The 25,185-nt window shown below is 58.2% G+C and carries 19 protein-coding genes, 1 other RNA gene and 3 pseudogenes; 15 read left to right on the forward strand and 8 right to left on the reverse strand.

What is annotated here, in order from left to right:
- Positions 1 to 14 precede the first annotated feature (14 nt).
- The 4 genes from ACP7C6_RS27030 (at position 15) to ACP7C6_RS27045 (ending at position 4,662) form a co-directional block, all read left to right on the forward strand.
- Positions 15 to 2,825 (forward strand): FAD-binding and (Fe-S)-binding domain-containing protein, encoded by a 2,811-nt coding sequence (locus ACP7C6_RS27030; protein ID WP_426109482.1) that lies wholly within the window; start codon positions 15 to 17, stop codon positions 2,823 to 2,825.
- A 150-nt stretch (positions 2,826 to 2,975) separates the two neighbouring features.
- Entirely contained in the window at positions 2,976 to 3,254 is a 279-nt protein-coding gene (locus ACP7C6_RS27035) for a hypothetical protein (RefSeq protein WP_010206635.1), read from the forward strand.
- A gap of 104 nt (positions 3,255 to 3,358) precedes the next feature.
- Positions 3,359 to 3,755, forward strand: a transfer-messenger RNA (tmRNA) gene (gene ssrA / locus ACP7C6_RS27040).
- Positions 3,756 to 3,909: 154 nt separating this feature from the next.
- Positions 3,910 to 4,662: a hypothetical protein gene (locus ACP7C6_RS27045; RefSeq protein ID WP_426109483.1), complete on the forward strand. Its 753-nt coding sequence runs from the start codon at positions 3,910 to 3,912 to the stop codon at positions 4,660 to 4,662.
- Positions 4,663 to 4,918: 256 nt separating this feature from the next.
- On the opposite strand, the gene ACP7C6_RS27050 is transcribed toward ACP7C6_RS27045, so the two are convergent.
- The gene (locus tag ACP7C6_RS27050; RefSeq protein WP_426109485.1) at positions 4,919 to 5,284 is read right to left on the reverse strand and encodes a hypothetical protein; all 366 of its coding nucleotides are present in this window, start codon (positions 5,282 to 5,284) and stop codon (positions 4,919 to 4,921) included.
- A gap of 391 nt (positions 5,285 to 5,675) precedes the next feature.
- On the opposite strand from ACP7C6_RS27050, the gene ACP7C6_RS27055 reads away from it, so the two are divergent.
- Complete coding sequence (locus tag ACP7C6_RS27055; RefSeq protein WP_177003953.1) at positions 5,676 to 5,993, forward strand: hypothetical protein; 318 nt, start codon at positions 5,676 to 5,678, stop codon at positions 5,991 to 5,993.
- A gap of 37 nt (positions 5,994 to 6,030) precedes the next feature.
- Here the strand turns inward: ACP7C6_RS27055 and ACP7C6_RS27060 are convergent.
- A pseudogene (locus ACP7C6_RS27060) lies at positions 6,031 to 6,165 on the reverse strand (DUF2514 family protein); the annotation flags it as partial.
- Here ACP7C6_RS27060 and ACP7C6_RS27065 point away from each other — a divergent pair.
- Positions 6,161 to 7,168: pseudogene (locus tag ACP7C6_RS27065) on the forward strand (site-specific integrase); the annotation flags it as partial. The pseudogenes ACP7C6_RS27060 and ACP7C6_RS27065 overlap by 5 nt on opposite strands.
- A 191-nt stretch (positions 7,169 to 7,359) precedes the next feature.
- Here ACP7C6_RS27065 and ACP7C6_RS27070 read toward each other — a convergent pair.
- The gene (locus ACP7C6_RS27070; protein ID WP_426109486.1) at positions 7,360 to 8,088 is read right to left on the reverse strand and encodes a zeta toxin family protein; all 729 of its coding nucleotides are present in this window, start codon (positions 8,086 to 8,088) and stop codon (positions 7,360 to 7,362) included.
- A 591-nt stretch (positions 8,089 to 8,679) separates the two neighbouring features.
- On the opposite strand from ACP7C6_RS27070, the gene ACP7C6_RS27075 reads away from it, so the two are divergent.
- The 3 genes and pseudogenes from ACP7C6_RS27075 to ACP7C6_RS27085 all read left to right on the forward strand — a co-directional run bounded on the left by ACP7C6_RS27075 (position 8,680) and on the right by ACP7C6_RS27085 (position 11,618).
- Positions 8,680 to 8,931: a DUF6124 family protein gene (locus ACP7C6_RS27075; protein ID WP_122683631.1), complete on the forward strand. Its 252-nt coding sequence runs from the start codon at positions 8,680 to 8,682 to the stop codon at positions 8,929 to 8,931.
- Between the two features lie 112 nt (positions 8,932 to 9,043).
- A pseudogene (locus ACP7C6_RS27080) lies at positions 9,044 to 10,068 on the forward strand (hypothetical protein).
- A 116-nt stretch (positions 10,069 to 10,184) separates the two neighbouring features.
- Positions 10,185 to 11,618 carry an ArnT family glycosyltransferase gene (locus ACP7C6_RS27085; RefSeq protein WP_426109487.1) on the forward strand — a complete coding sequence of 478 codons (1,434 nt, stop codon included), beginning with the start codon at positions 10,185 to 10,187 and terminating at the stop codon, positions 11,616 to 11,618.
- Between the two features lie 15 nt (positions 11,619 to 11,633).
- Here the strand turns inward: ACP7C6_RS27085 and ACP7C6_RS27090 are convergent, their stop codons facing one another.
- Positions 11,634 to 12,122 (reverse strand): TIGR00645 family protein, encoded by a 489-nt coding sequence (locus ACP7C6_RS27090; protein WP_017253710.1) that lies wholly within the window; start codon positions 12,120 to 12,122, stop codon positions 11,634 to 11,636.
- A 166-nt stretch (positions 12,123 to 12,288) separates the two neighbouring features.
- On the opposite strand from ACP7C6_RS27090, the gene ACP7C6_RS27095 reads away from it, so the two are divergent.
- The gene (locus ACP7C6_RS27095) at positions 12,289 to 14,112 is read left to right on the forward strand and encodes a hypothetical protein (RefSeq protein WP_426109488.1); all 1,824 of its coding nucleotides are present in this window, start codon (positions 12,289 to 12,291) and stop codon (positions 14,110 to 14,112) included.
- A gap of 3 nt (positions 14,113 to 14,115) precedes the next feature.
- Here the strand turns inward: ACP7C6_RS27095 and ACP7C6_RS27100 are convergent, their stop codons facing one another.
- Positions 14,116 to 14,424: a hypothetical protein gene (locus ACP7C6_RS27100; protein ID WP_028617998.1), complete on the reverse strand. Its 309-nt coding sequence runs from the start codon at positions 14,422 to 14,424 to the stop codon at positions 14,116 to 14,118.
- A 367-nt stretch (positions 14,425 to 14,791) separates the two neighbouring features.
- Positions 14,792 to 17,230, reverse strand: a complete 2,439-nt coding sequence (locus ACP7C6_RS27105) for a Lon protease family protein (RefSeq protein WP_028617999.1) — start codon at positions 17,228 to 17,230, stop codon at positions 14,792 to 14,794.
- Positions 17,231 to 17,497: 267 nt separating this feature from the next.
- Here ACP7C6_RS27105 and ACP7C6_RS27110 point away from each other — a divergent pair, with 267 nt between their 5' ends.
- The 4 genes from ACP7C6_RS27110 (at position 17,498) to ACP7C6_RS27125 (ending at position 21,143) form a co-directional block, all read left to right on the forward strand.
- Positions 17,498 to 17,986: a DUF3015 domain-containing protein gene (locus tag ACP7C6_RS27110; protein ID WP_016976782.1), complete on the forward strand. Its 489-nt coding sequence runs from the start codon at positions 17,498 to 17,500 to the stop codon at positions 17,984 to 17,986.
- A 92-nt stretch (positions 17,987 to 18,078) separates the two neighbouring features.
- On the forward strand, positions 18,079 to 19,932 hold the full coding sequence (locus ACP7C6_RS27115; RefSeq protein WP_236319482.1) for a DUF4105 domain-containing protein: 1,854 nt from the start codon (positions 18,079 to 18,081) through the stop codon (positions 19,930 to 19,932).
- 296 nt (positions 19,933 to 20,228) lie between these two features.
- On the forward strand, positions 20,229 to 20,585 hold the full coding sequence (locus ACP7C6_RS27120) for a hypothetical protein (RefSeq protein WP_028618001.1): 357 nt from the start codon (positions 20,229 to 20,231) through the stop codon (positions 20,583 to 20,585).
- A gap of 69 nt (positions 20,586 to 20,654) precedes the next feature.
- Positions 20,655 to 21,143, forward strand: coding sequence for a GreA/GreB family elongation factor (locus ACP7C6_RS27125; protein ID WP_028618002.1), 489 nt, complete (start codon positions 20,655 to 20,657; stop codon positions 21,141 to 21,143).
- On the opposite strand, the gene gdhA is transcribed toward ACP7C6_RS27125, so the two are convergent.
- Together gdhA and ettA are read right to left on the reverse strand one after the other, a co-directional pair.
- Positions 21,140 to 22,477, reverse strand: a complete 1,338-nt coding sequence (gdhA, locus tag ACP7C6_RS27130) for an NADP-specific glutamate dehydrogenase (RefSeq protein WP_122728048.1) — start codon at positions 22,475 to 22,477, stop codon at positions 21,140 to 21,142. The two genes, ACP7C6_RS27125 and gdhA, sit on opposite strands and share 4 nt — an antisense overlap.
- 246 nt (positions 22,478 to 22,723) lie before the next feature.
- The gene (gene ettA / locus ACP7C6_RS27135) at positions 22,724 to 24,388 is read right to left on the reverse strand and encodes an energy-dependent translational throttle protein EttA (RefSeq protein WP_028618004.1); all 1,665 of its coding nucleotides are present in this window, start codon (positions 24,386 to 24,388) and stop codon (positions 22,724 to 22,726) included.
- Positions 24,389 to 24,547: 159 nt separating this feature from the next.
- Between ettA and ACP7C6_RS27140 the strand changes: the two genes are divergently transcribed.
- The gene (locus ACP7C6_RS27140) at positions 24,548 to 25,159 is read left to right on the forward strand and encodes a LysE family translocator (RefSeq protein WP_426109489.1); all 612 of its coding nucleotides are present in this window, start codon (positions 24,548 to 24,550) and stop codon (positions 25,157 to 25,159) included.
- Positions 25,160 to 25,185 lie beyond the last annotated feature (26 nt).

Consider the following 25,185-nt stretch of genomic DNA (forward strand, 5'->3'; position numbering starts at 1 on the left):
TTTCTGGAGGACCGATGAGCCTGCCTGCTGCTTTCATAAGCGACGTAGCACAACTGATTCCGAAAAGTCGGCGTTTCGACGATCCGCTTTCCACCCTCGCTTTCGGCACTGACGCCAGCTTTTACCGACTGATCCCACAATTGGTGATCCGCGTGGAGTCAGAAGACGAAGTCGTTGCCTTGCTGCAACTGGCTCAGCGCGACCACGTAGCGGTGACCTTCCGCGCCGCCGGCACCAGCCTGTCCGGGCAAGCCATCAGCGATTCGGTACTGATCGTGCTGGGCGACAACTGGAATGGCCGCGAGATTCGCGGGCAAGGCACGCAAATCCGCCTGCAACCCGGTGTGATCGGCGCCCAGGCCAATGCGTGGCTGGCGCCATTCGGGCGCAAGATCGGGCCGGACCCGGCGTCGATCAACGCCTGCAAGATCGGCGGTATCGTCGCCAACAATGCCAGCGGCATGTGCTGCGGCACCGCACAGAACACCTACCACACTCTGGCCGGCATACGCCTGGTACTGGCTGACGGCAGCCGGCTGGATACTGAAGACGCCACCAGCGTTAAGGCGTTTCGTGAACAACACGGCGCGCTGCTTGAGCGGCTGGCGACATTGGGTCGCGAGACGCGGGCCAATGCCGAATTAGCGGCCAGGATTCGCCACAAATACCGTCTGAAAAATACCACCGGGCTGTCGCTCAACGCCCTGGTGGATTTCGATGAGCCGTTGGATATCCTCAGCCATCTGCTGGTGGGCTCCGAGGGCACTCTTGGGTTTATCAGCGCGGTCACCTACGACACGGTAATAGACCACCCGAACAAAGCCTCGGCGTTGATCGTATTTCCAGATGTCGAAACCTGCTGCAATGCAGTCACCGTCCTCAAAACCCAACCGGTCTCGGCCGTCGAGTTGTTGGACCGACGCAGCATGCGCTCGGTACAGAACAAGCCGGGCATGCCCGATTTCGTAAAGCAACTCTCGGAAAATGCCTGCGCCCTGTTGATCGAATCCCGCGCAGCATCCTCGTCTTTGTTGCATGAGCAACTGGCGCTGATCATGGCCTCCCTGACCCCATTCCCGGTAGAAAAACAGGTCGACTTCACCGAAGACCCCACCGAGAACGCCCGACTGTGGGCAATCCGCAAAGACACCTTCCCGGCCGTCGGCGCCGTGCGCAAAACCGGCACCACCGTGATCATCGAGGACGTGACCTTCCCGGTTGAGCAACTGGCAATCGGCGTGAATCGCTTGATCGCGCTCTTCGACAAACATCACTACGACGAGGCGATCCTTTTCGGACACGCGCTGGAAGGTAATCTGCACTTCGTATTCACCCAAGGCTTCAACAGCGCGGAAGAAGTCACACGCTACCAAGCGTTCATGGACGACGTGGCGCAATTGGTGGCGGTGGAGTTTGGAGGTTCGCTTAAAGCCGAACACGGCACCGGGCGCAATATGGCGCCGTTCGTGGAACTGGAATGGGGCAGCGACGCCTATCAATTGATGTGGCAACTCAAGCGCCTGCTCGACCCCAACGGCATTCTCAACCCGGACGTGGTGCTCAGCGAAGACCCGCAAATCCACCTCAAGCACCTCAAGCCGCTACCCGCCGCTGATGAGCTTGTGGATAAGTGCATCGAATGCGGCTTCTGCGAACCGGTGTGCCCGTCGAAAGGCCTGACCTTGAGCCCGCGCCAGCGCATCGTGATCTGGCGTGACATTCAGGCAAAGAAACGCGCCGGTGTCGACACCACTGAGTTGGAAGCTGCGTATCACTACCAGGGCATCGACACCTGCGCCGCGACCGGCCTTTGCGCTCAACGCTGCCCTGTAGGAATCAATACCGGCGACTTGGTGAAAAAACTGCGCAGCCGTGACGCCAACAGCACGAAAACCGCCGAATGGCTCGCCACCCATTTTTCCACCGCCCTGCAAGGCGCGCGCTTTACCCTGCATGTGGCCAACGGCGCCCGCATGCTGCTGGGCGCACCACGCCTGGCGAAGCTATCAGCCAGCGTGACCAAGCTGTCCAAGGGGCAAATTCCGCAGTGGACCAACGCCATGCCGCAGCCGGAAAAAGCCATCCGTTTCAGCCCGGCGGTGACGGACGAACGACCGCGGGTGGTCTACCTGGCCGCCTGCGTTTCACGCGCCATGGGCCCTGCAGCGGGGGATAAGGAACAGATGTCGCTGTACGACAAAACCCGCAGCCTGCTGGAAAAAGCCGGTTACCAAGTCGTATTCCCCGACAATCAGGACAGCCTGTGCTGCGGCCAGCCTTTCGCTTCCAAGGGCTACGCCGAACAGGCCGAACACAAGCGCCAGGAACTGATCGGCGCCCTACTTCACGCCAGCCGTGGCGGGCTCGATCCGATCTACTGCGACACCAGCCCCTGCACCCTGCGCCTCGTGCAGGACCTGGGCAAAACGCGGCTGGACCTCTACGATCCCGTACGCTTTATCCGCACCCACTTGATGGACCGTCTCGACTTCACACCTCAGGAAGCCCCCATCGCCGTGCACGTCACCTGCAGCACCCAACACCTGGGCGAGAGCCAGGCGCTGATCGATCTGGCTCGACGCTGTTCCAACAGCGTGATCATCCCTGAAGGCATCCATTGCTGCGGATTTGCCGGTGACAAGGGCTTCACCACGCCGGAACTCAACGCCCACTCACTGCGCACCCTCAAGGACGCGGTGCAATATTGCAGCGAAGGCATCTCCACCAGCCGCACCTGCGAGCTCGGTCTGAGCCAGCATGGCGGTATTGATTATCACGGGTTGGTCTACCTGGTTGACCGCGTCACTCAAGCCCGCGCTCACTGATACTGCAAAAATGAACCTGCATAAAAACAGAACCCTCGCGCGCCGGCGTAGTCATCTGCATAGGCCTCGACAAACGAGGCTCATCAGTGATGTCGCTGGCAGCCGTTGAACGCCAGCAGCGTCGAGCCCTTTTGTGCAAGGAGATACCCTATGAAGCGTTCCGCTCTTGCTGGCTTGTTCATTACTGCTGCGATGCTGGCTTCCCCTGTATTCGCTGCGGGCGAGCCAGATTTGTGCAAAATCAATCTGGACAAAATCAACAACGGCAAAGCGCTGCTCGCCACTGACACCAGTGGCAAAAGCGGCGAGATAGACACTGCCGTCTCCCAAGCCAAAGCGGCCCACGCCGCGGGCGATGACAAAAAGTGCATCGAGATCACCTCGAAGGCGCTGCAAGACCTGCAGAACAGCGAAAAAGGTGGCCAATAGGCTGCTCAGTCACGGAAGACCAACCTTCGGGTTGGCCTTCCGTGACGGTTTGGCGTACACTGCAAAGGCTTGTCACTCACTATGAAACAACGAGTTACAAGCACGGGGCCGTTTAGGATTCGACGCCGGTTGCGAAACTTTAGGTGCATGCCGAGTTGGTAACAGAACTCGTAAATCCACTGTTGCAACTTCTTATAGTTGCCAATGACGAAAACTACGGCCAGGAATTCGCTCTCGCTGCGTAAGCAGCCTTAGCCCTGAGCTTCTGGTACCTTCGGGTCCAGCAATCACCAGGGGATGTCTGTAAACCCAAAGTGATTGTCATATAGAACAGAATCGCCGTGCAGTACGTTGTGGACGAAGCGGCTAAAACTTACACAACTCGCCCAAAGCACCCTGCCCTTCGGGTCGCTGAGGGTTAACTTAATAGAAACGGCTACGCATGTAGTACCGACAGCGGAGTACTGGCGGACGGGGGTTCAAATCCCCCCGGCTCCACCAAATAAGCTATACAAATCAGGCACTTAGCGATTATCGCAAGTGCCTTTTTTGTGCCTGATAGGGTGCTTTTGGCTCGGTTATGCCAGCTTTATGACAGCATGCGCGATCATTGGCGCACCAATATGGAACGTGAACGCAGGAGGTCGAAGGACAAATGGAAGTTAAAATTAACCCCACAGGCAGGCTCCTTGACATTCTCGTAAATGTCCGCGCCCAGCCAGACGCGCTATCCGCACGAAAAGTTTGGGCCGCAGCATTCGATTGTGAGCCGTCTGATACGGGGGCGATTTTGGGATCTCTCGCCGACCTGATCAAATTGTTGGCAGAGGCCAAGGAGGCGACTCAAAGATTTGTGCCGGGGGATTTGACGATCTTCATGGCGCCTTTTCCAAGGATCGAAGCTATGTTGAGCCGGGTACATCTTGACAACACATGGCAACCCTCAAGAGCCCATCTTGATGACAAGACGATGACCGGCCTTGAGTTCGGTGATCACATGCTTACGCAGTTTTACGGCAAAAACTCTCTTAGCGGAGAGCTGATACACGACTTTATTAATCAGTTGAATGAGCTTTTGCAACAGTGCCTATCTTCGGATTTGCCACTAGATCTTAAGAAAATATTCGTTAAAAATCTTGAAGCGCTTCGACATGCCTTAATGGCCTATAAGATATCTGGAGCCAACGGCCTAGTAGACGAGATAGACAGAACCGCTGGATCACTGTTTCGGTATCGCGACGAGATTCAAGCCGCTTCATCAGAAGCGCAGACGAAAGAATTCACTACAAAAGTTTTTGACATAATTTCAAAGCTGAACGATTCGGTACAGATTGTTCAGAGCGCGGCTTATTTGGTCGGACCAGTTGCAGGTGGGATTACCATGCTGCTCCATCAGATAAACCCCTAAAGGCCTTTGTCAGCTTAGCAGGCTCGTCTTAGATGCCCCCCTCCATACTGCAGCAGTATGGGCTGGAGAAGTGCGTAGGCGACGTACTGCGCGGCTTGCAGCGATTCACTGTCTAAAACTGGTAAGAGAGATAGCGCCTGTTTCGACCAATGGAACCGGGATAGGTCGACATAGTTTTAGACAGCTTTTTGAGTGTTGCGTGCCACGTTTTTTGATTGCAGAAAACGTGGCGCGGCTTATGGCAGAATCCGCCGCACTAGGTCTTTGGCGCTGAAACAATATCGCCGTCTGCCGGGTAAGCGCTTGCCGCGGCACTGCTAAACTGCGAGTCAAAATGGTTGAGAAAGGTTTCAATCAAATGACCGTGGTAGTAGGCGTAGGCTCTTGACGTAATGTTCTTCCCTTCTGGGCGAATCATTTTAAACAACAGCAGCCCTTGATCGGGCTTTGCCTCCGCACGAAAAAAAGCGTCCCTGGAATACTGCTTTCCTTTGTGAGTGAATGCCCCAGAAGCAATTATCTCCCAAGTGGTGATAGAGCCTTCAGCCTCCTTCTGATTGATCCTTTTTTTGAAATCTGCGAGCAGTCCTGCTGGGTTGCTAGTGAAGAATTTGACAGACATTGGCATATCCATATGTTTTTGATGGAATGGTAGTGATAGCAAAATAACCTCACCCCCGCCATCCTGGTTTCGTAGGATCATCACGGCCTGCCAAATCACCACCAATCCTAACTTCTGGAGCCTATTCCTTTTCTCCTAAAGGGATCGAGGTCGTCATAATTTTCTCTACCTGAATGTTGGTCAATGAGAAATAGCTCTCACGTAGGCCTAGCACGCTCGCAGCGCGATCATTCCTTGGTCGCCACTGCATTGCTAACCGTCCTGGCAGTTACTCAAGGAATGCCTGGTCAAATAGCAGCACCAAAAATCCAACCAAAATGCGTTTACGCCAACGCTGGCGCATAGCCACTGCAAGAGATATCCTGTTTTTTTGATCACAGGAGTGTCCAAGATGAAGAAAAGCAACGCGATTCTGACTACCCTTTCTCTCTTCAGTTGCGCAGTTATGGCTGAGCCTCCCAAATCAACACCGGTACCATATTCAGCAGATCGCGACTTCGGAATCGTCTGCGCAATCAATGGAAAAAATACATACTTCATCAGGAAAGACAGCAATAACAACGACGACCGAATCGCGAGAAATATTGTTTTGACAGATCTAGGATCTGGAAAGATTGCTATTAGCTTTTTGCATGGATTCACGGTGGCAGACAAAGCCGCGACTTACTTACCTGCAACAAATGAGTCCTGCAAAACCTTTGAGCAATAGAGCTGCAGATACTTCTCGATAGATTCAATAATAAGTCTTACCTTTTGAGCGATGTGTAAGCGGCCTCGCACGCTTTCCCGGGTATTCGGGCTCGATCATAAGCCGCCGCCAGCTCTCCCGCTCTTTTGTCAGCCCGCTGGAGCAAGTCGGAGAGCACCATTGCGGCGCGGGTAGGCACCTTCGATTACTCGGTGACCTTTCCCGGATCGGCCAGAGCGGCAAAGTTCGCACCCGAGGCATCACGAGAGACCATTAATGGATTCCTCACCAGGTGGCTGGCAGCGAAGGAAAAACACGTCGCCAGCAGCACCTTCGACGGTTACAGGAAGCTGGTCACACTGCGCCTAATCCCGGCCCTGGGCGACACGATGCTGGTGGACCTTAGGCGGAAGACCGTGCGCGACTGGCTCGACACCCTAGAGGTGAGCAACAAGACGCTCAGCAATATCCAAAGCTGCCTGCGCTCCGCGCTGAACGACGCCGCCGAGGAGGAGTTGATCGAACTGAACCCGCTGGCGGGTTGGACCTACTCACGCAAGGCAGCGCCGCCGAAAGAGGATGACGTCGACCCCTTCAGCCCCGAGGAGCAGCAGGCCGTTCTCGGCACCCTCTCCGGCCAGGCCCGCAACATGATGCAGTTCGCCCTCTGGACCGGTCTTCGCACCAGTGAGCTCGTGGCCCTGGACTGGGGCGATATCGACTGGCTCCGCGAGGAGGTCATGGTGAGTCGCGCGATGACCCAGGCTGGCAAAGGCAAAGCGGAGACCACAAAAACCGCCGCGGGGCGCAGAAGCGTGAAGCTGCTCCGGCCCGCACTGGATGCGTTGAAAGCGCAAAAGGCACACACGTTCCTGGCGGACGGAGAAGTGTTTCAGAACCCTCGCACTTTGGAGCGCTGGGCCGGCGACGGGCCGATCCGGAAGACTATGTGGGTGCCGGCGACGAAGAAGGCTGGCGTCAGATATCGACGCCCTTATCAGACCCGGCATACCTACGCCTCGATGATGCTATCCGCCGGTGAGCATCCGATGTGGGTGGCGAAACAGATGGGGCATACCGATTGGACAATGATTGCCACGGTGTACGGACGTTGGATGCCTTCTGCTGATGATATTGCAGGGCAGAAGGCCACTGCGCTTTTTGACATTCGCTTGGAAAACACGGCTCGTAAGTAGAAATTTTGACACAAAAAAGCCGCAGAACGCGGCTTTTTATCAGAATTAACCCGCTCGAGCAGCGGCTAATACTTCCAACTGACGATCTGTCGATCGCTTCAGAACTGATTGGTAAACGCGCTGCTTCTGATCAGCAGGGGCGTTACGAAAAAAATCAGAAAATGGTGTAGAACGTGTTGATTGCGCTTTTTTCATAGCAAAACCCCGGACTTGATGTGCTTCAGCAGACCCTCACGATCATATCCATCGTGCAGATGATCTTCGATTTTGGAAACGTCCACCTCATATGACTTCGGCGACGCATCAGTGTTCTTGACTAGAAGATCGACACGAATATCTTTACCAAATTTCTTCTTGAGAGAATTGACCACCTCTTTCGTGGTGAAAAACTGCTCAACAAAAATTTCCGGAGGTATGCGTCGACCTTCAATTTTCTCCCTCGCGGCTACGAAGCGCCAGGCCAGCTCAGGTTTCTGATAAACGAAAATCACGACGCAATCTCTGTGCCGCTTGAGCGAGCGAGAGATATTTTTCTCAGCCTTGGCAAGGTTGCAGAGCGTGCCATCCAAAATGAACGACTGACTCTGTTCTAATGCCATATCGTGAATCTTGTCAACCAGAATCGAAACCGGGTACTGAAACATCCAAGAATTATTTCCCGTATATCCTTCAAACTCAGAACGGAAGTCGTCAGGGTCGATACGCATAATTTTTGATTTTCCCGAGGCGTCAAGCTCAGCTATGAGCTCTATCGCAGCCTCTGTTTTCCCAGCTCCTGCGCATCCCGCCATGAAGACCGAGACAGGCATCTTCTCAGGTATATAAACGGCAGGATTTGTAAAAGCTTTAGCGATGCGTTTCTTGTTCGCCTTAGCTTGAAGCGTTGCGGCTTCTATCAATAGCCCTTCAGTGTATAGCATATCCGTATGACACTCCGCGAGAAGGCCGAGCATTCTATACGTAGGCGACTCTACTTTATAGGCCGTAGGTCGGATGATTAACCACATCAGCACGCAGCGATGGCGAACGGCCGTTGCGGGCAGCTTAAAATTAAATGACAGCAAAATGACAGCTTTAGTGCTGCAAACCTTGTAATAGAAACGTCGGACGTGGGTTCAAATCCCCCCGGCGAAGCATCAACAGAACCTGCCCAGTACGGGCTTCGTTGTTTCTGGGATTTACCCCCCCACAGAATGAAGCTTCAGAATTTTCCCTCAAGATATCGCGCCATCGGTGAATTGGTGCAACACCTCCCACAAAGATAGCCTCCCCCAGTCGCTGCAAAATCAGCGACCGGGTTTAGCAGCTCGTTTACTATCAAGGCCTGCAAAGCCACCATCCGTTCTAGCGATGCTGTTAGCATCCGCTGGATCGCATTATGGCGGCTGTGCGTGAGGCACTTTCGGGTGCGCCGGGTTCCTTGATTCCTGGTCTGCTAACCCGCGTACAGTCGCCACCCTTTTCGTTTAGCAGCGATGTCTGGCGACTCCATCAATCAAGGAGTTTCAGCCATGAAAAAGATCACCCCCAATCCCCCCTCCGCAACCCTCTTCACCCTCGCCCCAGACATCACCCCCGAAACCCTGCTAATCCAAGCCAGCGAAACCCTCGCCTCCCTCAACGCCATGACCACCGACCTGGCTTTCGAACTCGAGGGCGCACACCGTCACAAGCTGCTGGCCACCCAGCAACTGGTCGTGCTGGGCGAACTGCTGGTCGAGCGCGTGCTGGTCCTCACCCAAGACACACAAACATTCCAGTAACAAAAAGGCCGAGACGCGTTCAGCGACTCGGCCTTTTGTTGTGCGTCTGGAATCCCGCCACACTTGCGATTACCCTGCTCTCCTCTATCAGACATCCGGAAGTCCGATACCCGTGTTCAAGCCACTCGCCGCTCTCGCCCTCGCCTGCGCCCCTCTGCTCGCAACCGCCGCCGATCTGGCCGGTGTCTGGACAGGCACCTTGGGCAAATCCGCGATCACCGTCTGTTTCAACGGTGCCCACGGCGCCAATGGCAGTTATTACTACCAACGGATTCTTCGCCCATTCAACTGACCCAAGCCAACGCCAGCGAGCCCTGGGTGGAAGAAGGCCAAACCGGTTTCTGGCAGTTGGACGACCCGCAGGGCGATACGTTGACCGGCACCTGGAGCAAAGCCTTGGGCGGCAAAAGCCTGGTGCTGACGCTCAAACGTGCGGACTCGGACAGTTGCGCCAGCGACACCTACAACAACCCGCTGGAGGCGACGCCGCCTGCGGTGAAGGTCGAGAAGAAGACCTTCGCCGAACACGCCTATCAGGTGAAGACCCAAGGCGGGCAGGTCATCCTGAAACTCGAGGGCGACGGGGAAGCCATCGATAAGATCAACCGGGATCTCGCACGCATGGCCATCAATCCGGATGGCCAGACCGATTTTTATAGAGAGCGGCGCAACTCACTGGACCAGGGCGGCAGCACCACGACCAGCGAGATCACGGTGGAACCGTTCTACTGGTCATCACAGTGGATCACCGTGCGTTTCTATCGCTGGTCGGCGGGGTACGGGCGCGGCGGAATCAGTTGGGGCCTGCACAGTTGGAACCTGCAAACCGGTGAAAAAGTCGACCCTTGGACGTGGTTGGGCGGCCATGAGGAATGGGATACGCCCTATTCGGGCCAGGTCAAACTGCCGGCCGCTTTCAGCACCTGGTTGGCCAAGCAGACCACCACGGACGAAGGATGCCCAGCCGTGACCAGCTATTCCTCGTTCGACTTGAGCTTCAACACCCGAGGGCTGCAACTGTCGACACCCGCTCAGGGCGATGGCTGCGATAACGAGCTGAGCTTCACTTGGGAGCAACTGCAGCCCGTGCTGAGCCCGCAAGGTCAAGCCGCACTGCCTAGCTTGATGGCTCCCTGACCGACCTTACAAAAAACCAACACTCGTTCACGAAATATTCAGAAACGCCCACGGATACTAGCCCATTGCAATGACCGTTCCCCCGGACGGTCCTCCTGCCCTGGTAGCCACACTCCATGACGCGCCCTGCTCCCCTACTGCTCTTGCTTGCTGGTCTGTTGTTCTTCTTTGCCTTGGGCAACCATGAGCTGCAAGGCTCCACCGAAGCCCGTGTCGCCGGGATCGCCATGGCCATGCACCTGGACAATAACTGGGTAGTGCCCCAGTTGTTTCGCGAGCCCTTCCTGGAAAAACCGCCCCTGAGCCTGTGGATAGACGCCGGGGCGATTCGCCTGTTCGGCGCCACCACTTGGGCGGTGCGCCTGGCCTCGGCGTTTGCCGGGTTGTTCAGCGTGATGCTGCTTTACACGATGCTGCGCCGGTTCGGACGACCGCAGACGCTGGCGTTCAGCGCCGCGTTGATTCTGGCGACCATGGCTAGCTACTGGAGCAATGTGCGCGGTGTCGGTGAGGATTCGCTGCTCACCCTCGGCGTGACCACCGCGTTGCTGGCGTTCTACCAAGCCGTACGGCCCGACCGCCAAGGTTCCAGCACAGGCGCATGGGCACTGTTTACCGCTGGGATGGTGATCGCCACCCTCAGCAAAGGCGTGCTGGGCCTGGCCATGCCGGGCATTGTGATTTTCGCGTACCTGGCCAGCACCAGCCTGATGGACAAACGCCTGCAGATTGGCAACTGGCTCAAGCCAGCGCTGTTTACCTTGCTGGCGCTGGTGCCGCTGATGATCTGGCTGGGGTTCCTGTTCCAACGCGGCGGCATGCAGGCGGTGGCCGAAGTGTTGCTGACCAACAGCGTCGGCCGATTCAGCGGCTCGTTTGTCGAGGCCGGGCATTACGAGCCGTTCTACTACTACATCGCCAAGCTGCCCGAAGCGTTCCTGCCTTGGAATATCCTGGTGTACCTGGGCCTTTGGCACTTCCGCAAAAGCCTGGTGCGCAACCGCTACCACCTGTTCTTCAGCGTCTGGCTGGTAGCACAGTTCACCCTGCTGACCCTGGCGTCGAGCAAACGCACCGTTTACCTGATGGCACTCGCGCCAGCCGCCGCCGTCCTGGCAGCGGAATATGCGCGGGTGCTGCTGGACTGGCTGAAAACCCACAAACCCGCGCTGCACAAGCATCACAGAACGGTAGTGGGCAGCGTGTTCACCCTGGCCGTGGGGTGCTACCTGATCGCCGCCTTCTGGTTCGCCCCCAAAGCGGATGTGCGCCAGTCGTTCGTACCGGTGATCAGCCAGGTTCAGACGTTGAAAGATGAAGGCAGGGAGGTGGTGCTGTACCGGCCCAACGAGCGCATCGCCGGGGCCAGCGTGTTTTACCTGCAGGCCTATTTACCGATTCTGCAAACCGAGGCCGAGTTGCACAGTTACCTCGGCGCCAAGCCCGGCAACGTTGCGCTGCTGGACCATACCGATGACCTGGCGACCCCGGTGAAGGTGATCAAGCAAATGTCGATCAATCGCCAGCCTTACTACTTCGTGGAGCAGTAAGGCCAGCGCAGGGCATCAGTGCTTGGTGACCTTGTCCAGGTAACCCATGGCAAATGCCGAGATCACAAACGTCATGTGGATGATCACGTACCACATCAAGTGCTGCGGATCGACGTTCTTGGCGTCCATGAAGATGCGCAGCAAGTGGATGGAGGAAATCGCCACGATGGAGGCCGCCACTTTCATCTTCAGCGACGAAGAATCCATGGTGCCCAGCCAGTTGAGCTTTTCCTTGTTTTCATCGATATCCAGCTGCGAGACAAAGTTCTCGTAGCCGGAAATCATCACCATCACCAGCAAGCCACCGACCAGTGCCATGTCGATCAACGACAGCAGCACCAGGATCAGCTCGGACTCGGCCATCGAGAACACGCTCGGCAGCAGGTGAATCACTTCCTGGAAGAATTTCAGCGCCAGCGCCAGCAACCCCAGGGACAAGCCGAAATAAATAGGCGCCAGCAGCCAGCGCGAGGCGTACATAGCATTTTCGATAAAGCGTTCCATTGGATCTCACACAGCTAGGCTAGAAATGGCGGCGAGTATACCAGCCGCCACAAGACAGCTGTAACCGCGAGAAAACTGACCTGTGCGGCATCTGTAAGAGAATTTTTCTGCTAGTGTCGAGCCCAATTACAACTCCGCTCGATGACGTCGGACAGGAAAAACTCAGATGATGGATGTGCGATCCCCTTTGGCCAGTATCGGCCTGTGCGCGGCATTGCTGCTGGCTGGCGGCTGCTCCCCCAGCGACGAGCAGAAGCAAACCACCCTCGAAGAGAAAACCGCCAAGTTCGAACAATCCCTCGACAGCATCCAGGACCCCAAGCTGCGCGACGCCGTCGCTGACCTGGGGGGGTCGCTGCTGTTGCTGGAGCGGGCGCGGGTCAAGCTCGCCACCAAGCCCATCGAAACCGAATACGGCGACGACACCCTGGCCCTGCTCAAGCACTACCCCACGCCCCAGGCGCTGGTGGACACTTACATCAATGGCCTGTTCGTGCTGCGCAAGACCTCCCATTCCGACTACCTGACGGATTTACAGCCGGTCTTCCCCTTTAACTTCAACGTCCCCGACCAATTCCCCTTCCCCCATGGGCTGGAATGGCAATCGGTGACCCTGAGCAACAACAAGGTGATCCCCTTCCAGCCGGAATGGTCGGAAACCGATCCGGGCATCCAACTGAGCCCCAGCAGTTCCAACCTGACCAACCCCGATGACCTGACGGTGACCTACCCGTTCATCGAGGGGATCGAGACGGAAAACAAGAGCCAGCCACAGCCTGTCAGCCTCAAGGGCACAGTTGAAGTGGTGGCGCCGGGCAAGGTGCTGACCTTTGATCTGTCGAAAAAGGACGTGGGCCACAAGCGCACCGAAGGCAACATCACCCTCAACCTGGTCTTGCTGGAAAAAAACTACGCCGAGATCGAGCTGACCAACAGCCAGCCACTGGCATCGGAAGTCGGCGACGAATCGCCTAACCCTCTGCTGGTGCAGGCGCGGGACAGCACCGGGCAGTTCCTCACACGCTCGGGCTCGATCAACGAAAGCAACGCCCAAGTCACGTTCTACGAGAAACAACTGGCCGAAATGCAAAAGCAGAAGGCTTGGTCGGAGGCGTTCGAAAAACAGCTGACCGATGAGCAGAAAGCCTTCGAACGCAAGCAGAGCAGCCATTACGCCAAGGTGTACTTCAATGGCGTGATCGACAACCTGCAAGTCAACGTGCTGGATTTTTCCACCGCCACACGCACCCGCAAAGACCTCGACCTGCCGGTGCTGCGCTTCGACAAGAACAGCCTGCAGAAAACCGTGCAGCCCCTGCCAATGCCAGTCACCGTGTATGACGACAGCGCTGCCAACTGGCTCAAAGACGCGAGCATGACCGAGGACCAGCTGAAAAACAGCGTCACCATCAGCCAGTCGGTCGAAGACGCCAGCGCGGCGCACATCGTGTTTGACCACCCATTCACCTTCAATGACGACCTGGTGGGCAGCGAGCGCAACAGCAGTGAATCACCGGTGACCTTCTTCACCGCCGACGAAAAAGGCGAGCGCGGCGAGCCGATCGAGCTGCCGACCGAGGCCTTTGAGCTGAACCCGGCACGCGGCACCCTGACCTATGACCTCAACCTGTTCCCGGAAAATCCGGCCTTTGTAGTGGGCTCGATTCCGCTGTTCCTGGCGACCATCGATAAAAACGAGATTGACGCGAGCAAGCTACCCAAAGGGCTCGAACTCAAAGACAACGCGCTGATCGTCGACCAGAAGGCCTTTCCCGCTGACAGCTGGCGTTTCTACGCCAAGGACGCCAGCGGCAACTACCTCAAGGAAATCCTCGGCGTCAGCCACCGCGCCGAGGAATACGGCACAGCGATGTTTGACGTGCATTACTTCTACGGCCAGCCGACCACCCTGGAAAGCTACCAGCGCACCGACCTGAGCACCGTGCAATATGGCTTCGAGGTCAAGCTGGACAAGCCCGAGAGCAAGTAGCGGTCAGTGGTGGGTGGCACCGTTGAGCTGTCGCAGATGGGCCTGCATGTGCAGGCACCAGATCTGCGGGTCACCCGCCTTCTCGTAGCCGTGCTGGGTCAGGCTGTCCACAATGGATTCCAGAATATTTTCCGCCGCGAAGGGCCCGGGGAACGGGCCTTGGGACTTAATGGTGGAAGGTTGTTCACCGGTCATTCCGGCGGCAAACAACAACGTCCACATCCCGTTATCCCCCGCGAGAGGGCGAATGGAACATTCGATACGGGTGACCAGGCCGAAGCACTGGCGGGTAAGGCAAAGGTTGCGCGGCATGGCGGCGACCCTCGGTAGATCGGTGTTCAACCTGCGCCTGTGGCGAGGCTGTTTCTATCCAGCGACTCCTGTGGATATCCCTTGAGCACAGAATAGAAGAAAACCACGACAAACCAAGGTTGTAGGGACAGACGGCCGTTGGCCCTACAGCTGCGCCAATTTTGTGACGGTTTTGCCCGTAATGTGGTGAGCGGGATTGCCCCGCGCTGGGCTGCGAAGCGGCCCCAGTGGGACCGGTGCGGTGTGCCAGTGAGATTGAATTGTCTGGTTTTGGGGCTGCTTCGCAGCCCAGCGCGGGGCAAGCCCGCTCACCACAACAAGCGTGCTCACCACCACAGCCCACCAGTCACGACAACTCACTCAGCCATCAGGTGGGCTTGGCTTCGGCCAGCGCCTGCTGTGCCAACTCCTTCTCCGCTTCCTTGAGGTCTTCCTCGCTGATCATCTCGGCAATCGCGCGCAACCGCTCTACCACGCGCGCGTTCACCGTGCCTTCCGGGAACTGCCCCTCGGCATCCGGCTCACCGGCATCCTCGCCCACCAGCAGGCTCAGCGCCTCGTCGGCCTGGCGCACGGCATAGATGTGGAACTGCCCGGCGCGCACGGCCTGCAGCACCTTCTCATCCAGCATCAGCGTAGCGACGTTGGCCTGGGGAATGATCGCGCCCTGTTCACCGGTCAAACCGCGCGCTTCACACAGGCGGAAGAAACCTTCGATCTTCTCGTTGACCCCACCCACCGCCTGCACTTCACCAAACTGGTTGATCGAGCCGGTGATGGCAAAGCACTGCTTGAGCGGCGTTTTCGACAAGGCCGAGATCAAGGTGCACGCCTCGCCCAAGGACGCACTGTCGCCGTCCACATAACCATAGGATTGCTCCAGCGCGATGCTCGCCGAGATCGCCAGCGGGAATTCCTGGGCATACCGGCTGCCCAGGTAACCCGTGAGGATCATCACACCCTTGGAGTGAATCGGCTGGCCAAGGTTGACCTCACGCTCGATGTCGACAATGCCGCTGCCACCCGGATACACCGTGGCGGAAATCCGCGCCGGCACGCCGAAGGCCGAGTCACCGACTTCCAGCACGGTCAGCCCATTGCACTTGCCCACCGCGGCACCGGCGGTGTCGATGAGGATGACCCCGGCGAGCATGTCGTCGAGAATCCGCGCCGACACGCGCCCGGTGCGCGTGGCCTTGGCCTTGAGGGCGCGCTCGATATGGCCGGCATCGGTCATCTCGTCGCCCGCCAAGTGGCGAATGAAGTCTGCCTCGCTGACTAACTGGAACAAGTCGCCAATACGCGCCGACAAACGGCCCTGATGCTCGGCCAACCGCGCACTGTAAGTGGCCAACCGCGCCACCGCATCCGAGGTCAGCGGCGCCATGCCTTCTTCCGAGGTACGGGTTTTGAGCAACTGCGCAAACTGCTCCAGACTTTCGTCGACCATCGGGATGTCTTCGTCGAAGTCCACCAGTACGCGGAACATCTCCTGGAAATCCGGATCGGCGTCCTGCAATGCGTAGTACAGCTGACGCGAACCGATGATGATCACTTTGACCTGCAACGGAATCATCTGCGGGTTGAGGGTCACGGTGGCCAGGCGGCCCAGCTCGCCCAGCGGTGACTCCATCTTCAGTTTGCGCGACTGCAGGGAACGCTTGAGCGCGTCCCACACAAACGGCTCGCCGAGCATTTTTTCGGCTTCCAGGATCAGGAAGCCGCCGTTGGCACGGTGCAGCGCGCCCGGACGCAACTGGCGATAAGTGGTGTAGAGCGCGCCCTGGTCGGTGCTGTATTCGATGCGGCCGAACAGGTTGTCGTAGGTCGGGTGCGGTTCAAACACCACCGGGGCGCCGCCGTTGACCGGATGCCCTACCACCAGGCTTGGGCAATATTGTTCTTCCAGCAGCTTGCGCGCCTGGGCGTCGGTCTTGGCGTCGTCGACCAATTGCTCGACCACGGTCTTGAGCAGATAGACCTGCATGGCTTGCAGGTAACCGCAGACGGCGGCGTTTTCCGCGTACTTTTCCGACAGCGGTGCAAGCAAAGGCTGCAGGGCCAGGGTGATGGTTTCTTCGTTGAACTGGCGCAGTTGGTTATTTGACTCACGCTTCCACTGCGGCAGGCTGGCCAGTTCTTCGTTGAGGCGCTCTTCCAGCTCGGAAATGTCCGTGTGGAAACGCTCGCGATCGGCTTCCGGCAACTGCGAGAACTCGGCCTCGTCGAGCGCCTTGCCGTCGAGCATCGGGGTAAAAGCGATGTTGCTACTGTCGCGGTACAGCGCCACGTCCTTTTCCAGGGCCAGGCGTTCGATCACGTCCAGGGCCTTGTCGTAGCGCTGGTTGAAGGCGCGGTCGATGGCGCTTTTACGCTGTTGATAGGTCGGGTGTTCGAAGACCGCCGGAAAGGTGGCGACGAGGTTGTCGACCAAACCGTTGATGTCGTTGATGAACGCCGCCGCAGCGCCGCCGGGCAATTCCAGGGCACGAGGCTCGCGAGGCTCATCGAAATTATTCACATAGACCCAATCCGCCGGGGTCTGCAGGCGCTTGCCTTCGGCTTTCAGGTAGCGTTTGACGAACGAAAAGCGGCCGGTACCGGGCTCACCCATGACAAACACGTTGTAACCGGGGCGTGGCATGGCCACACCGAACTGCAAGGCTTCAACCGCACGTTCCTGGCCAAGCACACCGCGAAAGGGCTCCAAATCATTGGTGGTCGAGAAGCTGAACTGTTCAGCGGAGAAAGGGCGAGTCAGCGCTTCGGGCGCTAGACGCAAGCTGGCAGCAACAGGATCAGGCATCGGGCTTCCTTACATCAGGCGGGGCAGATGACGGCATTCTGGCTCCCGGTCACGCGCTCTGGCAAGGCGCGCTTTCGGGAAAGCATAGACGTGGGAGATGAGCTGCAGAAATATCGCGACATCGCGGATTGTTTTATAAAAATGCACGGAACCCTTGGAACGTGCCTAAACTCCAAACTGCGCGGGTTGGACTAATAACTGGCCCCTAGGGCGCTGCGACGCGCCTGAACCCTTGTCCATTGGTTTGCACACAAAGAGAACAAAGCTATGAAACGGATCCTTCTCGGTACTCTCTTCACCGTCGTCTCCCTCAATGCAATGGCAGAAGCACCAGGTGGCCCGAACTGCGGTTGGGGCAACATGTTGTTCGAAGGCCAGCGCGGCACGCCAGCTCACTTCCTGGCTTCCACCACCAACGGTACTTCGGGTAACGCCACGTTCGGCATGACCTCGGGCACCAACGGCTGTAACACCAACAGCGCCCTGACCTACGGCGGCAAGTCCTGGATTGCCATGAATGGCATGATGAACGAGCTGTCCGAAGACATGGCCAAGGGCAACGGCGAAGCGCTGACCACCTACGCCGTGGTACTGGGCGTGGCACCGGAAGATCGCGAGCACTTCGCGGCCGTGACCCACGAGCACTTCCAGCAGATCTTCAGCAAAGCTGACGTGACCGCTGACGACGTGCACAACAACACCATTGCGGTACTGAAAAGCGATGCCCGTCTGGCGAAATACGCAACCCAGGCTTAAGCTCGATCCGCCCGCGCCTGCTTAAGGCGCGGGTTTTATTTTGGACCCGCCTCCCCTTTGGGTCTCTTTTATATCCGACTTAAGTTGCCCCTATGCTCAAACGCTTTGCCTGGATGGCACTCTTCGCCTGCGCCCCGCTGTATGCGGCCCCGCACCTTGATGATCAACGTTTGCAGCAATTGGCGAATGATCCGTTCTGGCTTTCCCTGGGCCATTACGAAGCCGGCAAGATCAGTGGCTGGCGCAGTTACGTCAGCGACAAACAGTTCTTCCTCGCGGCCGATGGCGCCCACCACCCGGACGCCGAGCTCAAGGCCACCGTTGATGCGCTCTACGCACCGGCCAGCCTGGGTGAAAAACACGCCCAATGCGTTTACCCCGCACGGACCCGCTGGCTCAAGGATCAGTTGCACCTCACTGACCTGCCTGCCGTGGACTGCACAGAATTCAAGCAATGGTTCAAGGACGTCGCCCCCCATAGCGCGGTGATGATCTTCCCGGCGGCCTACCTCAACAGCCCGTCGTCGATGTTCGGCCACACGTTGCTGCGCATCGACCAGGCCGACGTGCAGAGCAACAACACCGCCCTGCTCAGCTACGCGATCAACTTCGGCGCCTACATCGAAGGCTCCGACAACAGCATCCTCTACGCCTGGAAAGGCCTGATGGGCGGTTATCCCGGCCTGTTCGCCCTGGTGCCTTATCAGGAAAAGCTGTCGGAGTACCGCAGCCTTGAGAACCGCGACCTGTGGGAATATCGCCTCAACCTCACGCAAGTCGAGACCGAGCGCATGGTCGAGCACGTGTGGGAGCTCAAACAGATCCAGTTCGATTACTTCTTCTTTGACGAAAACTGCTCCTATCGCCTGCTGGAATTGCTGCAAGTGGCGCGTCCCGGCCTGCGCCTGACCGAACAGTTCCCGCTCACGGCCATCCCGACCGACACGGTCAAGGCCGTGAAAGATGCCGGCCTGGTGGAGAAAATCGACTACCGGCCCTCCCGTGAACGTGAGCTGCTGGAGCGCGCCAAGCCGCTGGACAGCGACGAGCAGCAATGGGTACTAAAGGTCAGCGACGACCAGAAGCAATTGCAAGAGCCAGCCTTCAAGGCCCTGCCCCGCGATCGCCAGGCCCTGATCATCGACGCCGCCTACCGCCTCGGCCGCTACCGCGCCAACGGCCTGGAACGCGACACCGAACGCTCCCAGCGCAGCTTCGAACTATTGCGCGCGATCAACCAGAACCCGGCGCCCGACCTCAAGATCACCCCGCCCGGCCTGCCGGAAAACGGCCATGAATCACGCACCTGGCAAGCCGGCATCGGCACCCGTGGCGACAAGGCCTTCGGTGAATACGGCCTGCGCATGGCCTACCACGACCTCAACGACAACGCCGAAGGCTTCCCCTTGGGTGCGCAGATCGAAATCCTGCAGATGAAACTGCGCCAGTACGAAGGCAACCACTGGCAACTGCAGCAGCTGGACCTGGCCACCATCCGCTCCCTGACCCCGCGCAACGCCCTGCTGCAGCCGTGGTCATGGCAAGTCACTGGCGGCCTGGAGCGGGTACCGGGCAAGCACGACGACGAAACCCTGGTCGCCCACGTCAACGGCGGCGCTGGCGGCACCTGGCAACTGCGCGACGACATGCTCGGCTTCGCCCTCGGCACCGTGCGCGTGGAACACAACAACGACTTCAACGAAGCCATCTCCCCAGCGGCAGGCTTCAACACTGGCGTGCTGTGGAAAAACCCGCTGGGCAATCTGAGCCTGGAAGCCAAGGGTGATTTCTTCACCAATGGCGAGGTGCGTCGCAGTATCAGCCTGAACCAGCAGTGGGAATTGTCGCGCAACCTCGGATTACGCCTGAGCGCTCAGCGTGAGTACAGCCACTTGTCGACGCCGGTGAATGAAGTGATGCTTGAGGTAAAGTGGTATCACTACTGACCCAAGCCTGGCCGAGATCACCTTGTAACGAGCGGGCTTGTCCCGCGTTGGGCTGCGCAGCAGCCCCCAAACAGTCGACTGAGGAGTGCCAGGCATACCGCGCTGCTCTTTTTTGGGGCTGCTGCGCAGCCCAACGCGGGGCAAGCCCGCTCGCCACAGAAGCAATATTTCGTTTCACCGGACGTTACGGTGACGGCCCTTTAACCCAACACCTTCCTCACCTCTCTTTCACACCACTCCAACAAATCCCTATCTAAACTTCTCCTATCAGCCGTGAAACGGCCAGGGAGTACGCCATGTGGCGGTCTGCGGTATTGCTGTGTGCAGTGATGTGGTTGGCCGGCTGCCAATCGACCCATGAAGATTTGCTGGCCAAAGGTTACCCACCGGCCTTTGCCGACGGTTTTGACGATGGTTGCAGCAGCGGTCGCCAGGCGGCTGGCGTTATCAGCGGTGAGTTTCGCAAGAATGTGCCGCGTTATCTGAAAGACCGCGAATACGCTGAAGGCTGGGAAGACGGTTTCCGCCAGTGCAAGGCCATGCGTGAGAACGAAGAGTTGCGTGACTACAAGGACAACCACTGGGATGACCGCGAGCGCGCCTGGCAACAGGAGAAAAACCGCGACGCCGCCAGGGCCTATCGTTCGCAATAGGTCGTTTCCAGACATCCAGCGAAACTAAAGCGCGGCGAGCATGGCCCAACTCCAAAGAGGGAGAACGTCATGAGTCGAGCTTTTGTAAACGAGGACAACGCTGCCGCCCAGGCTGATCAGCCGGTGGAGCGTCAGGTCAGTGAGCAGCCCAATCGCCTGACTGCGCAAGGTTTGGCGCAATTGCAGGCCAAGGTTGCGCAGTTGCAGCAGGCTTACAGCCTCGAATCCGCCAAGGGCGATAAACAGCGCCAGGCCGACCTTGAGCGGGATTTGCGCTACTTCAACCAGCGGGTGCAAAGCGCCCAAGTGGTCGCTCCGGCCACCTCCACCGACAAGGTGCAGATCGGCAGCTGGGTGACTTTCGCCAATGAACAGGACGAACAGCAACGCATCCAGTTGGTCGGTGAAGACCAGGCCGATGCGAGCGCAGGCCTGATCAACTGGGGTTCGCCTCTGGGCCGCGCCTTACTGGGCGCCCAGGTCGGCGACGAAGTGCTGTGGCAGCGCCCCGTCGGCGATCAGTTGATCGAAGTGCTGCGGATTGAGCCCGAGGTTTAGACGATGCCTTGGGCCAGCATCGCGTCGGCGACTTTGACGAAGCCGGCAATGTTCGCGCCTTTCACGTAGTTGATCCGGCCGTTTTCTTCGCCGTAATGCACGCAGGCATGGTGGATCGACTGCATGATGTTGTGCAGCTTGCTGTCCACTTCACCGGCGGTCCACAGCAGGCGCATGGCGTTCTGCGACATTTCCAGGCCGCTCACGGCCACGCCGCCAGCGTTAGAAGCTTTACCCGGCGCGAACAGGGTGCCCGCCTCGATAAAGATATCCACAGCCTCGAGCGTGGTCGGCATGTTGGCGCCTTCGGCCACGCAGATGCAGCCATTGCGCAGCAAAGCGCGGGCGGCGTCGGCATCGAGTTCGTTCTGGGTCGCGCAGGGCAAGGCAATGTCGCAAGCCAGTTCCCATGGCGCCTGGCCTTTGCGGAATTCCAGGCCGAAACGCTCGGCCAGTTCGCTGATGCGGCCGCGCTGGACGTTTTTCAGCTCCAGCAGGGCCGACCATTGCTCTTCGGTCAAACCGCTTTCGGCATACAGGGTGCCTTCGGAGTCGGACAGGGAAATCACCTTGCCCCCCAGGTCCATGACCTTGCGCGCCGCGTATTGCGCCACGTTGCCGGAGCCGGACACCGCCACGCGCTTGCCCTCAACCCGCTGGTTGTTGCGCTTGAGCATCTCTTCAGCGAAGTACACACAGCCGAACCCCGTGGCTTCCGGGCGGATCAGGCTGCCGCCGTAGGTCATGCCCTTGCCGGTCAGCACGGAGGTGAACTGGTTGCTCAGGCGCTTGTATTGACCGAACAGGAAGCCGATCTCACGGGCGCCCACGCCGATATCGCCGGCCGGCACGTCCACGTCCGCGCCGATGTGGCGATACAACTCGCTCATGAAGGCCTGGCAGAAGCGCATGACTTCAGCGTCGCTCTTGCCCTTGGGGTCGAAGTCCGAGCCGCCTTTGCCGCCGCCCATGGGCAGCGAGGTCAGGGAATTCTTGAAGGTCTGCTCGAAGGCGAGGAACTTCAACACGCCCAGGTTCACCGATGGATGGAAGCGCAAGCCGCCTTTGTAGGGGCCGATGGCGCTGTTCATCTGGATACGGAAACCGCGATTGACCTGGACCTTGCCGTGATCATCCACCCACGACACCCGGAAGGTAATCGCGCGTTCTGGCTCGCAGATGCGCTCCAGGATGCCCGATGTCAGGTAGTGAGGATTGGCTTCCAGAAACGGCCACAGACTACGTAGGACTTCTTCTACGGCCTGGTGGAATTCCGGCTGGTCCGGGTCGCGTTTCTTGAGGCGGGCAAGGAAGGATTCGACGGATTCGATCATGGAAAGTCTCGGCAAATTTTTAGTTGTTAACGGAGATTGAGCCGGACTTTATCAATTCATTCCGCACTGCGACAGGGCAAAATGTCGCCTTTGTGAATTTAAATGGTGCGTTTTATATAACTGTATCCAGTTTTAGCGGCTTTTATGCACCCTTTCAGGGATTCAAATCAAACCGCACGCACCATCAAATTCCAGGCAAAAAAAACGGAGCCCGAAGGCTCCGCTCTTTCAAACCACCAACCCGAATCAGGCCAGTTTTTTGTGACGCACACGGTGCGGCTGGGCAGCAGCGTCGCCCAAGCGTTTTTTACGGTCCGCTTCGTACTCGGTGTAGTTACCTTCGAAGAACACCGCCTGGGAGTCGTCTTCGTACGCCAGGATGTGGGTCGCGACGCGGTCAAGGAACCAGCGATCGTGAGAGATCACAATGGCAGCGCCCGGGAAGTCCAGCAGGGCTTCTTCCAGGGAACGCAGGGTTTCAACGTCGAGGTCGTTGGACGGTTCGTCGAGCAGCAGGACGTTGCCGCCCTCTTTCAGGGTCAGGGCCAGGTGCAAGCGACCGCGCTCACCACCGGACAGGTCCTTGACGAACTTCTGTTGGTCGCCACCCTTGAAGTTGAAACGGCCGACATAAGTACGCGACGGGATTTCATAGTTGCCGATGCGGATCTGGTCGGAACCGTCGGAAATCTGCTGGAACACGGTCTTGCTGCCATCCAGGTCTTCACGGCTCTGGTCCACACAGGCCAGCTGCACGGTTTCGCCGACTTCGATGGTGCCGGAATCTGGGGTTTCCTTGCCCATCAGCATACGGAACAGCGTGGACTTACCCGCACCGTTACCACCAATTACGCCGACGATCGCGCCTTTTGGCATAGAGAACGACAGGTTGTCGATCAGCACACGGTCGCCATAACCTTTGGAAACGTTCTTGAACTCGATGACCTTGTCACCCAGGCGCGGACCGGCCGGGATGTAGATCTCGTTGGTTTCCGAACGTTTCTGGAATTCCTGGGATTGCATTTCTTCGAAGCGTTGCAGACGTGCCTTGGATTTGGACTGGCGGGCCTTGGCGCCTTTGCGCACCCACTCCAGTTCTTCCTTCATGGCTTTTTCATGGGCCGATTGCTGCTTGGATTCGGCGGCCAGACGGTCGGACTTGGCTTCCAGCCAACCAGAGTAGTTACCCTCGTAAGGGATACCCGCGCCACGGTCGAGCTCGAGGATCCAGCCGGCCACGTTGTCCAGGAAGTACCGGTCGTGCGTGATCGCGACCACGGTGCCTGGGAAGTCGTGAAGGAAATGTTCCAGCCAGGCGACGGAATCGGCGTCCAAGTGGTTGGTCGGTTCGTCGAGCAGCAGCATGTCAGGGGCCGACAGCAGCAGGCGGCACAGGGCCACGCGACGCTTTTCACCACCGGACAGGAATTCGACCTTGGCGTCCCACGCTGGCAGGCGCAGTGCGTCGGCGGCGACTTCCAATTGGCGCTCCAGGTTGTGACCGTCGCCGGCTTGCAGGATGGCTTCGAGCTTGGCCTGTTCGGCGGCCAGTTTGTCGAAGTCGGCATCTTCTTCAGCGTAGGCCGCGTAGACCTCGTCCAGGCGCGCCTGGGCGTTCTTGATCACGCTGACGGCTTCTTCAACCACTTCACGCACGGTCTTGGTCGGGTCCAGGATCGGCTCTTGCGGCAGGTAGCCAATGTTCAGTTCTGGCATCGGGCGGGCTTCGCCTTCGAACTCGGTGTCGACGCCGGCCATGATTTTCAACAGGGTGGATTTACCCGAACCGTTGAGGCCGAGTACGCCGATCTTGGCGCCTGGGAAGAAGGACAGCGAAATGTTTTTCAGGATTTCCCGCTTCGGAGGGACAACTTTGCCCAGCCGATGCATGGTGAAGACGTATTGAGCCAAAATGTGGACCTCATAAAAGTAAGAACAGGCCTACGTAGCGTCATGGCGCTGTACATAGTGTTGCGAATCCTCAAGGTTAACCTAAGTGACCGAGCGTATCGAAGCCTATCTGTTAGATTAGCCGGTCAAAACCCTCAGGGGTTCCAGGAGACACCCTTCATGCTTGGCGTCCTATCCGCACTCGGGCTACTGCTATTAATGCCGGGGCCTACCAACACGCTGCTGCTGCGCTCGGGATTACTCGCGGGGTTCCGGCGCGCCTGGCCGCTGAGCCTGCTGGAGTGCCTGGCTTACCTGACGCAGATCTCGTTCTGGGGCTACTTGCTCAGCCATATCGGCGACAACGCGCCCTGGAGCCTGAAGCTCGTGCAGTTCGCTTCGGTCTGCTATTTGATCAGGACTTGCTACCTGCTGTGGCGCCACCCCGACGAAACACTCCACACCGAGGCCGAGGCACGGGTCTCCACGCTGAACTTCTTTTTGCTCACGCTGATCAACCCCAAGGGATTACTGATCGTGTCGTTTATCGTCCCGACGCAGACATTTATCGACTTGACCTTGTACGTGCATTTCGTCGCACAGTTCAGCGCCGTGGTGATACCGGTGGGCTGCGTCTGGGTGCTGCTGGGGGCCCGCATCAAACGAGGCGGGTACGCGTGGTTGACGCCGCACACCATCAACCGCACGGCCTCTGTGGTTATCAGCCTGTTCACGCTGGCGATCCTGACCCGGCTGGCGGACAGCCTGATCCACACCGGCGGCGCCCTATAGTGCCCGCCAGGCGGGGCTGGCACTTT

Origin of the sequence: Pseudomonas sp. TWR1-1-4 (assembly GCF_049897165.1) — a bacterium.
Lineage (GTDB): Bacteria > Pseudomonadota > Gammaproteobacteria > Pseudomonadales > Pseudomonadaceae > Aquipseudomonas > Aquipseudomonas canadensis.

Excerpts from the sequence above, each read along its gene's own strand:
- ACP7C6_RS27030 (WP_426109482.1), top strand. The coding sequence starts at position 15 with ATGAGCCTGCCTGCTGCTTTCATAAGCGACGTAGCACAACTGATTCCG.
- ACP7C6_RS27035 (WP_010206635.1), top strand. The coding sequence starts at position 2,976 with ATGAAGCGTTCCGCTCTTGCTGGCTTGTTCATTACTGCTGCGATGCTG.
- ACP7C6_RS27045 (WP_426109483.1), top strand. The coding sequence starts at position 3,910 with ATGGAAGTTAAAATTAACCCCACAGGCAGGCTCCTTGACATTCTCGTA.
- ACP7C6_RS27050 (WP_426109485.1), bottom strand. The coding sequence starts at position 5,284 with ATGTCTGTCAAATTCTTCACTAGCAACCCAGCAGGACTGCTCGCAGAT.
- ACP7C6_RS27055 (WP_177003953.1), top strand. The coding sequence starts at position 5,676 with ATGAAGAAAAGCAACGCGATTCTGACTACCCTTTCTCTCTTCAGTTGC.
- ACP7C6_RS27070 (WP_426109486.1), bottom strand. The coding sequence starts at position 8,088 with ATGCTATACACTGAAGGGCTATTGATAGAAGCCGCAACGCTTCAAGCT.
- ACP7C6_RS27075 (WP_122683631.1), top strand. The coding sequence starts at position 8,680 with ATGAAAAAGATCACCCCCAATCCCCCCTCCGCAACCCTCTTCACCCTC.
- ACP7C6_RS27085 (WP_426109487.1), top strand. The coding sequence starts at position 10,185 with ATGACGCGCCCTGCTCCCCTACTGCTCTTGCTTGCTGGTCTGTTGTTC.
- ACP7C6_RS27090 (WP_017253710.1), bottom strand. The coding sequence starts at position 12,122 with ATGGAACGCTTTATCGAAAATGCTATGTACGCCTCGCGCTGGCTGCTG.
- ACP7C6_RS27095 (WP_426109488.1), top strand. The coding sequence starts at position 12,289 with ATGATGGATGTGCGATCCCCTTTGGCCAGTATCGGCCTGTGCGCGGCA.
- ACP7C6_RS27100 (WP_028617998.1), bottom strand. The coding sequence starts at position 14,424 with ATGCCGCGCAACCTTTGCCTTACCCGCCAGTGCTTCGGCCTGGTCACC.
- ACP7C6_RS27105 (WP_028617999.1), bottom strand. The coding sequence starts at position 17,230 with ATGCCTGATCCTGTTGCTGCCAGCTTGCGTCTAGCGCCCGAAGCGCTG.
- ACP7C6_RS27110 (WP_016976782.1), top strand. The coding sequence starts at position 17,498 with ATGAAACGGATCCTTCTCGGTACTCTCTTCACCGTCGTCTCCCTCAAT.
- ACP7C6_RS27115 (WP_236319482.1), top strand. The coding sequence starts at position 18,079 with ATGCTCAAACGCTTTGCCTGGATGGCACTCTTCGCCTGCGCCCCGCTG.
- ACP7C6_RS27120 (WP_028618001.1), top strand. The coding sequence starts at position 20,229 with ATGTGGCGGTCTGCGGTATTGCTGTGTGCAGTGATGTGGTTGGCCGGC.
- ACP7C6_RS27125 (WP_028618002.1), top strand. The coding sequence starts at position 20,655 with ATGAGTCGAGCTTTTGTAAACGAGGACAACGCTGCCGCCCAGGCTGAT.
- gdhA (WP_122728048.1), bottom strand. The coding sequence starts at position 22,477 with ATGATCGAATCCGTCGAATCCTTCCTTGCCCGCCTCAAGAAACGCGAC.
- ACP7C6_RS27140 (WP_426109489.1), top strand. The coding sequence starts at position 24,548 with ATGCTTGGCGTCCTATCCGCACTCGGGCTACTGCTATTAATGCCGGGG.